Source organism: Steroidobacter sp. (assembly GCF_016790065.1).
Lineage (GTDB): Bacteria > Pseudomonadota > Gammaproteobacteria > Steroidobacterales > Steroidobacteraceae > Steroidobacter.
Genome location: NZ_JAEUPY010000840.1, coordinates 1 through 8,764, shown reverse-complemented (window position 1 = coordinate 8,764; position 8,764 = coordinate 1). Strand labels below are relative to the sequence as shown.

8 protein-coding genes and 1 riboswitch are annotated in these 8,764 nt (G+C 61.9%); of the genes, 5 read left to right on the top strand and 3 right to left on the bottom strand.

The window, feature by feature from the left end; translation table 11 throughout:
- From JNL55_RS33880 to JNL55_RS33870, 3 genes are all read right to left on the bottom strand, one after another.
- Positions 1-764, bottom strand: a 764-nt coding sequence (locus tag JNL55_RS33880; RefSeq protein WP_293865254.1) for a lipid-binding SYLF domain-containing protein, incomplete at its 3' end; no start/stop codon positions are given.
- Between the two features lie 73 nt (positions 765-837).
- Positions 838-3,600, bottom strand: a complete 2,763-nt coding sequence (locus JNL55_RS33875; protein WP_293865252.1) for a serine/threonine-protein kinase — start codon at positions 3,598-3,600, stop codon at positions 838-840.
- On the bottom strand, positions 3,597-4,172 hold the full coding sequence (locus JNL55_RS33870) for an ECF-type sigma factor (protein ID WP_293865250.1): 576 nt from the start codon (positions 4,170-4,172) through the stop codon (positions 3,597-3,599). The genes JNL55_RS33875 and JNL55_RS33870 overlap by 4 nt, the downstream gene beginning before the upstream one ends.
- A 402-nt stretch (positions 4,173-4,574) precedes the next feature.
- Between JNL55_RS33870 and JNL55_RS33865 the strand changes: the two genes are divergently transcribed.
- From JNL55_RS33865 to JNL55_RS33845, 5 genes are all read left to right on the top strand, one after another.
- Positions 4,575-5,504: a hypothetical protein gene (locus JNL55_RS33865; protein ID WP_293865248.1), complete on the top strand. Its 930-nt coding sequence runs from the start codon at positions 4,575-4,577 to the stop codon at positions 5,502-5,504.
- A 54-nt stretch (positions 5,505-5,558) separates the two neighbouring features.
- Positions 5,559-5,789 (top strand): hypothetical protein, encoded by a 231-nt coding sequence (locus JNL55_RS33860; protein ID WP_293865246.1) that lies wholly within the window; start codon positions 5,559-5,561, stop codon positions 5,787-5,789.
- A gap of 272 nt (positions 5,790-6,061) precedes the next feature.
- Positions 6,062-6,146, top strand: a riboswitch (cyclic di-GMP riboswitch).
- Between the two features lie 76 nt (positions 6,147-6,222).
- Entirely contained in the window at positions 6,223-6,768 is a 546-nt protein-coding gene (locus JNL55_RS33855) for a TlpA family protein disulfide reductase (protein ID WP_293865244.1), read from the top strand.
- A gap of 101 nt (positions 6,769-6,869) precedes the next feature.
- Positions 6,870-7,469 (top strand): hypothetical protein, encoded by a 600-nt coding sequence (locus tag JNL55_RS33850; protein ID WP_293865242.1) that lies wholly within the window; start codon positions 6,870-6,872, stop codon positions 7,467-7,469.
- Between the two features lie 3 nt (positions 7,470-7,472).
- Positions 7,473-8,764 (top strand): tetratricopeptide repeat protein (locus JNL55_RS33845; protein WP_293865240.1); only part of this gene is annotated, 1,292 nt, incomplete at its 3' end.

The following is an 8,764-nucleotide window of genomic DNA, read 5'->3' as shown; positions in this document are numbered from 1 at the left end:
GTGGAAGCAGGAACCGGGGCTTGCGCCGGCGGTGCCGGTGCATTGTGAACCGCAGGCACGCCGCCGCCTGACGCCGAGCGATGCACGGCTGCGACGAATTGATCGGCCGGGGCCGGCGCCGCCGGGGCATCGGCCCGAATGATCTCGCTGGCGAGGATGCCGGGCTTTTTATAGAACGATTCGTTGGAGCCGCCGTCGATGGTGATGGCCGAGCCGTCCAACGCCACGCCGGCGAACAAGCCGCTGGCGCGCGAGTACGAGTACACCTGGGCAGTGAGGCCGATGTCGGTGGCCGCCGAGCTTTGCCGGCCGACCGGGCCGGCCGCCACCGAGGCGTCCGCACCCAAGGTCACCTTGCCGCCGACGATGCCTTCGATGCTTTGCTTGGAGGTGAACACCAGCACCACATCGGTGGACTGCACGCCCACCTGGAAGCCGAAGCTGCCGCCGGTGAGGTTGATGAACACCGGATTGCTCCACTGGCCGGTGTCCTTGCGAATCACCAGCACACCCTTGCCGCGACGGCCGCCGATGCCCAGGCCCACTTTGATCACGGTGGGAATCACCGCGACGGCGTAAGCGCGTTCCATCAACCAGGTAGGAATATTCTGCTCGGGCATGCGCATCAGCTCGCTCAGCACCTGAGTGGAGGTGAGCAGGCGTCCGTCCTGGCGCTCGCCGGCGACAGCCGCCGAACTGGTGAGGGCGCAGGAAAGCAGTAGTGCCGCGAGTCGGGTCGCGAAGGGATTTGATCGTGTGAGCATCGTTGCCGTCACTCCTACAAGTGATTCTTGCAGGTTCAGACTGTAGCAGAACCAGACAGTTCAGACTTGGCGGCTAGTTCGGTCGGGCTTGCGGCGAATTATTGGGGGCGCTGCTGGTGGCCAGCATCAGCTCGTTGAGTTTTTCGCGTTGGCCGTTGGCGACGTAGAAGTGCTCGATTCGTTGCCGTGCCTTGATGCGGACGTCTCGGTCAGCACTGTCGTCGGCCGCCAGTTCGGTGTACGCGCGGGTCAAATAGGATTCGGCTTCGCGCATGCGGCCCTGCTTGAACAGCACTTCGCCGAGCGCGCTGGCCGAGCGGGCCGAGCGCCAGGCCGGCGCATCGGTGCGCTTCCAGCGATTCATCGCGGCGGTGAGCATGGCTTCGGCGTCGGTCAGGCGATTGGTCTCGAGCAACACTTCGCCCAACAGGTGCTCGGCCGAGCACACATATTGGTGATCGGCCGGTCGCGTCTTGGCCAACGTGTCGAGCGAGTGACGCAACTCGCGTTCGGCATCGCTGTACTTGCCTCGACGCATCAGCACCGACGCATAGGCAGTGCGGAAGTAGGGTGTATAGGCGTGCTCGGCGCCCATCGCATTCACCGCCGAACTCAACGAGTCGGCAGCGAACTGTTCCGATTCCGCCAGCTGGCCTTGCGCGCGACGAATCTGCGCCAGCGAGTCCAGCACTTCGGCGACCTGCCGGCTGTTGTTGCCGAACAGTGTGCGCTGACTTTCCAGCGTGCTTTCGAACAGCTGGCCGGCTTCGTTGATCTGGTTCTGCATCAGCAATGCTTCGCCGAGTCGGGTTTCGGCCAGCACGCGGTCCGGATGCAGCGCGTTGGCGGTGAGCCGGAAAATGTCCACGGCCTGGCGCGTCACACGCTCCACCGACGGAATGTCGTCCATCCACATGAACACCAGCGACAGGTCGAGCAACACCACGGCGACTTCTTGATCGTTCGGGCCGCGCAGTTGGCGGTTCAGTGCCAGCGACTGCTCGAACGATTGCCGCGAGCGAGTCACGTCGCCGCTGGCGAATTCCACGCGACCGCGATTGGTCAGCAGGGTCGCGTAGGTGGGGGTGTTCTGGCCGCCGATGCGCTCGCACAGCTGCATGGCTTCTTCGAGAATTTTTGCCGAGCCCTTGGTGTCACCCAGCGTGCGTAACGTCACCGCCATTTCGGACATGTCTTCGGCTGCGGTCAAGCCGCCGCCATTGGGCATTTGGCGACGCAGATGAACGGCGTCTTCCAGATAACTCAGCGAGCGTTCCGGATCGCCGCTGCGACGGAATGCACGACCGATGGAAGCGAGCAGTCGCGCACGCACTTCCGGTCGCATGCCTTTGTCCCCGCGCACCCGCAATCCCGATTGCTCGAGCAGTTGCTTGGCGGTGATCTCTTTACCTTGAGCACTGAACGGCTCGGCGGCATCGAACACTCCGAGCATGAACTCGGACACGGCCTGCGCCGACTTGCCTTCGTTCGCCGCTTTGTCGCGCTCGGCAGCGATGCGTTGGTTCTGTACCGACATCGCGACCGCGAATGCGACGATGACCATCATGAAGAACACGCCGGCCGACACGCCGAACGTATGTCGACGCACGAAACGTTGCGAGTAGTACAGCCAGTTGCCCTGGCGTGCGACCACCGGTTCGGCCGACAGATAGCGGCGCACGTCGGCGGTCAATTGTTCGACCGAGCCGTAGCGATGCTGCGGCTCCTTGCGAAGCGCGCGCATGACGATGGAGTCGATGTCGCCTAGCAGACGCCGTTGCAAACGATCGGGCTGCAGACCGCGGGCCAGACTGATCCCGCCGATCGGCGATTCACCGGTGGCCGCGGCATCCATGGCCTTCTTGACGGCGGTGCTCGGGCGCTGCGGATCGCTGATACAAATCGAGCGTTCCAGTTCCAGCTGGCTGGCCGAGGACGGCACGGTGTACGGCCGCAGACCGGTGAGCAATTCATATAAGACGACGCCGAGCGCGTACACGTCGCTGGCGGTGGTCACTTGCCGACCGAGGATTTGTTCGGGGCTGGCGTACTCCGGCGTCAGCAGCCGGTCGTTCATGCGCGTCAGCGCCAGCATGGCGGCTTGGTCGCCGGTATCGAGCAGCTTGGCGATGCCGAAATCCAATAACTTGGGCGAGCCTTCGGCGGTGACCAGAATGTTGGCCGGCTTCAGGTCGCGATGCACGATCAGGTTCTGGTGCGCGTACTGGACGGCATTACATATTTCCAGAAACAAATTCAGGCGCGCGGTCAGGTCCAGCTGTTCACGATCGCAATACCGGTCCACCGGTTCGCCGTGAACATATTCCATGACCAGGAACGGCTGGCCGTCGCCGGTCTCGCCGGCATCCAGCAGCCGGGCGATGTTGGCGTGATTCAGGCTGGCGAGAATTTGCCGTTCGGCACGAAAGCGCAGACCGAGGTCGCCATGGATGGTGGCGTTGTCCACGATCTTGACCGCGACTTGCGCGGAATATTGGCGATCGGCGCGTTCGCCCAAATACACCGTGCCGGTGCCGCCGTGGCCCAGAATCGAGACCAGTTTGTAATTGCCGACGACTTTGCCGACCAGCGCTTTGCGACGGTCGCGCGTGGTGGCGTCGATGGCGGCGCCGAGCGCATGCGTCAGCGGTCCGGTGGACCTGCCGACGTCGCACGCCAACAGCTCCAACAGCTCATTTTTAAGCTCGGCATCGTCGCCGCTCTGGGTGCAGACGAAGGCTTCGCGTTCGGCTTCGGGCAATTCGACGGCACGGGAGAACAAGTCCTGTAGCCGCTCCCAGCGATCGTCCGTCTTCCCTGGTTGACCGGTGGTCATGAGGCTTCGGGTTCGCGGTTCCGTTGCGGTCGGATCTGACGCAGGATCCAGGCTTTGGCGAGCCGGATTTCCCGGTCCACGGTGGCTTCGGAGACCTTCAGCGTTTCCGATAGTTCTTGGTAAGTGAGACCGCCGAAATAATGCAGTTCCACCATTTCCGCCAGGCGCGGGTTGTTGCCCGACAGGCGTTGTAGGGCCTCGTCGATTTCCAGCACGTCGATATCGCCGGCGGTGGCCGGGCCCAGATCGAGTACGTCGAAATCGTCCAGCGAACCGGTGGTGGTGCCGCCGCGTTTCTCACGAAAGCGGGTCTTGGCATGGTCGACCAGAATACGTCGCATCTGCCGGGCGGCGACCGCGAAGAAATGTGCGCGGTCCTGCCAGGAGACATTCATCTCCACCAGCTTGACGAATGCTTCGTGCACCACCGCGGTGGCCTGCAAGGTGTGGCCAGGCCGCTCCCGTTTCATATAGCGACGGGCGCGGTTACGCAGCTCTTCATATATGAGCGGCGTCAGTCGTTCCAGGGCGCGCGTGTCCCCTGACTGCCACGCAGACAACAGCCGTGTCACTGCCTGCCTGTCTGGCGTGGGAATGGCGGCGGCGATTGTGTTGCTCAGGTGCGGGTCTCCGAAACGGGCCTGTTTATCTGCTTGAAGTTGTCGGTCGCAAGCGGCCGCGGCCTCGCGACGCTAAGTGTACCGGTCCAAGTGCGACAGTTTCTCACTTGGACCCACGGTGACGCCGCGAGTCGGCCGCCAAAAGCGCCCTACGGTCGTCCCTGAATACCGCTCAACTGGTTGATTTCGGGGGTCCCCCGCGCCAACCCATGAGCGTTGCACTGATTGTTCCTTTTTTCTTTCGCTTGTCCAGAGGTGGCTGTGACGGGAATCACATGGGGACGTCGCTTATGTCAGTGATCGAACCAATGCTGGTTGGAATTTTTAGCACTTTTCCCGGGAGGGATTGTTGTCATGCGTAACGTATTTGCAATTTCGATGGCGGTTGCTTCTGTTCTGTTCGCGGCCTCTGCCCAGGCTAATAGCCAGGCCGGTGCGCAGTTTGCGGACGGCGATTCGGGTGGCAAGCGCCCTGTATTTAACATCATCGATGGCGACTCCGGCGGCAAGCGCCCGGTACTGGCCCTCACCGATGGCGACTCAGGTGGCAAACGCCCGGTGCTGTCGTTTGCTGATGGCGACTCTGGTGGCAAGCGTCCCGTGCTCGCGATGACCGATGGTGATTCCGGCGGCAAACGTCCTGTTTTGAATTTCACCGATGGTGACTCGGGCGGTAAGCGTCCGGTGCTTGCTTATGTTGACGGCGACTCTGGTGGCAAGCGTCCAGTGCTCGCGATGACCGATGGTGATTCCGGCGGCAAGCGTCCTGTTTTGAATTTCACTGATGGTGACTCGGGAGGTAAGCGTCCGGTGCTTGCTTATGTTGACGGCGACTCTGGTGGCAAGCGTCCAGTGCTCGCGATGACCGACGGTGATTCCGGCGGCAAGCGTCCTGTTTTGAATTTCACCGATGGTGACTCTGGTGGTAAGCGTCCGGTGCTTGCATTCGCTGATGGCGACTCTGGTGGCAAACGCCCTGTGCTCGCGATGACGGACGGTGATTCAGGCGGCAAGCGCCCTGTCTTCAACATCACTGACGGCGACTCTGGCGGTAAGCGTCCGGTGCTTGCTTATGTTGATGGTGACTCGGGTGGCAAGCGTCCTGTGCTCGCGATGACCGACGGTGATTCGGGCGGTAAGCGCCCCGTGATCGCGATGACTGATGGTGACTCGGGCGGCAAGCGTCCGGTGCTCGCATTTGTTGACGGCGACTCTGGCGGTAAGCGTCCGGTGATCGCGTTTGCTGACGGTGACTCCGGCGGCAAGCGTCCGGTCCGCGCCTAACGCACTAGCAACGAATTTTTTCTGAACAGTATTTGAATCGAATTGGAGTCAGTCATGAAAAAGCGAATTGCCCTTGGCGCCGCCATGTTGCTCACCCTCGGTACCGCGGTTGCCGGTACGTTCCTGTACGGTCACGAACAGTCGGCGAGCCTGACGGTCGAGCCGCAGATCACGTTGCCGTCGGATAACCAGTCGGCCACGCAAACCGCGACGCCGGAGATGATCGCGATGTGGAAGGCCACCGCCGCCTCGACCGATTACGTCGGCACCAAAGCGCCCATCTAAGAACAGGCGCAGCTAAAGCGGGTGCGGCCGGATCCCTCCCTCCGGCCGCATTCCGCGACTGTCAGGCGTCTGCGGACGGATACAGCGGTGCCGAATCGCTGTCGTCGGCGCACGACAGAGCGTCGAAGTGTGCGGTAAATCACAAGGCGGTCGCGGTTTTGCGTCGCTGCCATCACACTTCGTTCGTTGACATATTTGCGCTGCGTATAGCACCCTAGCTGGCGTTGTCAGAGGAGTTGCCACGCCTGCCAGGTCGGTCGGCGAGCGGCGCACCTCAACAAAGGCAAACTCACCGAAAGGTGGGGACGCAAAGCCACCGGTCTAAGGGAAACATCCTAGGACAGCGGGGTTGCCAGCGCCGGCCTCCTCGACTCGACTTGAGCGGAGGCGCCGATCGGCTGCCTAACCGCGCGTCCGGCGACGAACAAGATTGATGTCACAGTCCTCACAAGCTCGCCTGCTGCTCCGGGCCACCGCCAGGTTGCCTCGCTTTGCTTTGCTCGCGTTGCTGCTGCTCGGGCCGGCGGTATGCGTGCCTGCCACGGCGCTGGTCGGGCAAGCCGCGCCGGACTTCGCGTTGCGCTCCTGGCAAGGCGACAACGTGCGGCTCTCCGAACATTTCGGCGAAGTGGTGCTGATCAATTTCTGGGCGACCTGGTGCGGACCGTGCCGCCAGGAAATGCCGCTGCTCGATGAGATCTACGGCAAGTATCGCCGCGCCGGTTTGGTGCTGTTTAGCGTCAACCTGGATGAGGAAAACAATCTCGACGCGGCGCGCGAAATGGCCACCACGTTACGTGTCAGTTATCCGGTGCTGTTCGATGCTCGCAAAGAAGTGAGCCGCGCCTATCAGGCGGGCACCATGCCATTGACGGTGCTGATCGATCGCGAAGGTGTGGTGCGCTACGTATCCGAAGGCTACAAAGTCGGTTACGAAGCTCGCTATACCGAAAAGCTGCGTGAGCTGCTGAACGAGTGACTCGCGCACCGATGAAGCTCGCAACGGATCCGCATCGCCAGACAAATCGAACTCGTACCGAACCTCGAGCATCTTCCACGGAAGTATTCCCGGACACATTCATGCTGCGCCAGAGCCTGTTCAAATTGATTGCCACGATGCTGCCCTTGTTCGCGTTGTTCGCGACCGGTCCAGCCAGCGCGCAAGAACCCACTGCCGCGACCACTACGCCGCTCAGCGAAGGTGGCGGTTCGGCGCCGGCCACCGAGGACAATTTCAAGAGCCTCGACGAAGAAGTGCAGGCACTGAAAAAAGAAGTGCTGGACTTGAATCGCGAGCTGTTCGTGCTGGAAGAGGAACTGCTGTTCCCGGCCAACACCCAGGTGGCGGTGTTCGTGTCCATGGACGTGGGTGAGTTCTTCGCGCTCGACTCGGTCACCATCAAGCTCGACAACAAGGAAGTCGCCAACTATCTGTACACCGAGCGCGAGGCGCAGGCGCTGCTCAAGGGCGGCGTGCATCGCGTGTTCATCGGCAATCTGAAAGCCGGCGAGCACGAACTGATCGCGTTGTTCACCGGCCAAGGCCCGAACGCGCGGGACTATCGTCGTGGTGCGACCATCAAGCTGGAGAAGGGCGTCGGCGCCAAGTATCTGGAGCTCAAGATCAGCGACCGCGCCGTCAAGGCGCAACCCGAATTCATCGTCAAGGAATGGGAATAGTCCGTGTCCGGTCGATGTAACAAACTGCTGTGCGCCGTGCTGCTAGCGCTCGGCGCCACCGGCGCGCTCGCCAAGGAGAGCAAGCCGCCTGAGCCGCGCCCGTTGGTGGGCACGCCGCAGGTGGTGCGCGATCTGCATTGGGGCGACGTGCTGTTTTATTTCTATCAAGGCGATCATTTGCAGGCCTTGACGCGCCTCGGCGCCTCGCAGGATTTCAATCGGCTGAGTCATCACGCCGTCGAGGCCGAGTTGCTCAAGGGCGGGTTGTATCTGTCGCTGGGCCAGCACGAAGAAGCCGGCCGCATCTTCAAAGCGCTGTTGAACGACAACGTGCCGCTGGATGTGCGCAACCGCGCCTGGTTCTATCTGGCCAAGGTTTGGTACCAGCGCAATTACCTGGAAGATTCCGCCACCGCGCTCAGCTCGATTCGCGGCGCGTTGCCTGGCGATCTGGAACCCGAACGGCATCTGCTCGAAGCGCAGGTGTTGATGTATTTGAACCGCTACGACGAAGCGATCCGCGCGTTGGAGCGTTGGCAGCCGGTGGGCGACCATAGCGACGTGTGGTCGTCGTACGCGCGCTTCAACATCGGCGTGGCGTTGGTGCGGCAGGAACGAGTCGAAGAAGCGGCCGAGCTGTTGAACGAAGTCGGGCAGATCGCCGTGCCCACCGAAGAGTTGGCGGCGCTGCGCGATAAAGCCAATCTGGCGTTGGGCTTCGCCTGGCTCAAAGCCAATCGGCCCGAAGATGCCAAGAAGGTGTTGCAGCGAGTGCGGCTGTCCGGCCCGCAATCCAACAAAGCCTTGCTCGCAGTCGGCTGGGCCGACTCGGCCGAGAAACGTTTCAACAAAGCGCTGGCGCCGTGGCTGGAGCTGCGCGATCGAGACATTCTCGACGCAGCGGTGCAGGAGTCGTATCTGGCGGTTCCGTACGCCTACGCTCAGCTGGCGGCCACCGGTCAGGCGGCACAACAGTATGTAACTGCGGTGGAAGCGTTTGCGGCCGAATCCAAACGCATCGATGAATCGATTCAGTCGATTCGCGACGGCAAGTTGCTGGATGCCATCGTCGACAACGACAAGATCGATCAACTGGGTTGGTACTGGCAGCTACAAAACCTGCCGGACGCGCCCGAGACGCGCTACCTGTATCACTTGATGGCGACCCATGAATTTCAGGAAGGCCTGAAGAACTATCGTGACTTGCGGCTCATGCAACGCAATCTGGCCACTTGGTCGTTGAGCGTGCAGGCGTTCGAGGACATGGTCGATACCCGTCGCCGTGCCTACGAGCA

Bases quoted from the DNA above. Each gene is read 5' to 3' on its own strand.
- JNL55_RS33875 (WP_293865252.1), bottom strand. From the start codon at position 3,600: ATGACCACCGGTCAACCAGGGAAGACGGACGATCGCTGGGAGCGGCTA.
- JNL55_RS33865 (WP_293865248.1), top strand. From the start codon at position 4,575: ATGCGTAACGTATTTGCAATTTCGATGGCGGTTGCTTCTGTTCTGTTC.
- JNL55_RS33860 (WP_293865246.1), top strand. From the start codon at position 5,559: ATGAAAAAGCGAATTGCCCTTGGCGCCGCCATGTTGCTCACCCTCGGT.
- JNL55_RS33855 (WP_293865244.1), top strand. From the start codon at position 6,223: ATGTCACAGTCCTCACAAGCTCGCCTGCTGCTCCGGGCCACCGCCAGG.
- JNL55_RS33850 (WP_293865242.1), top strand. From the start codon at position 6,870: ATGCTGCGCCAGAGCCTGTTCAAATTGATTGCCACGATGCTGCCCTTG.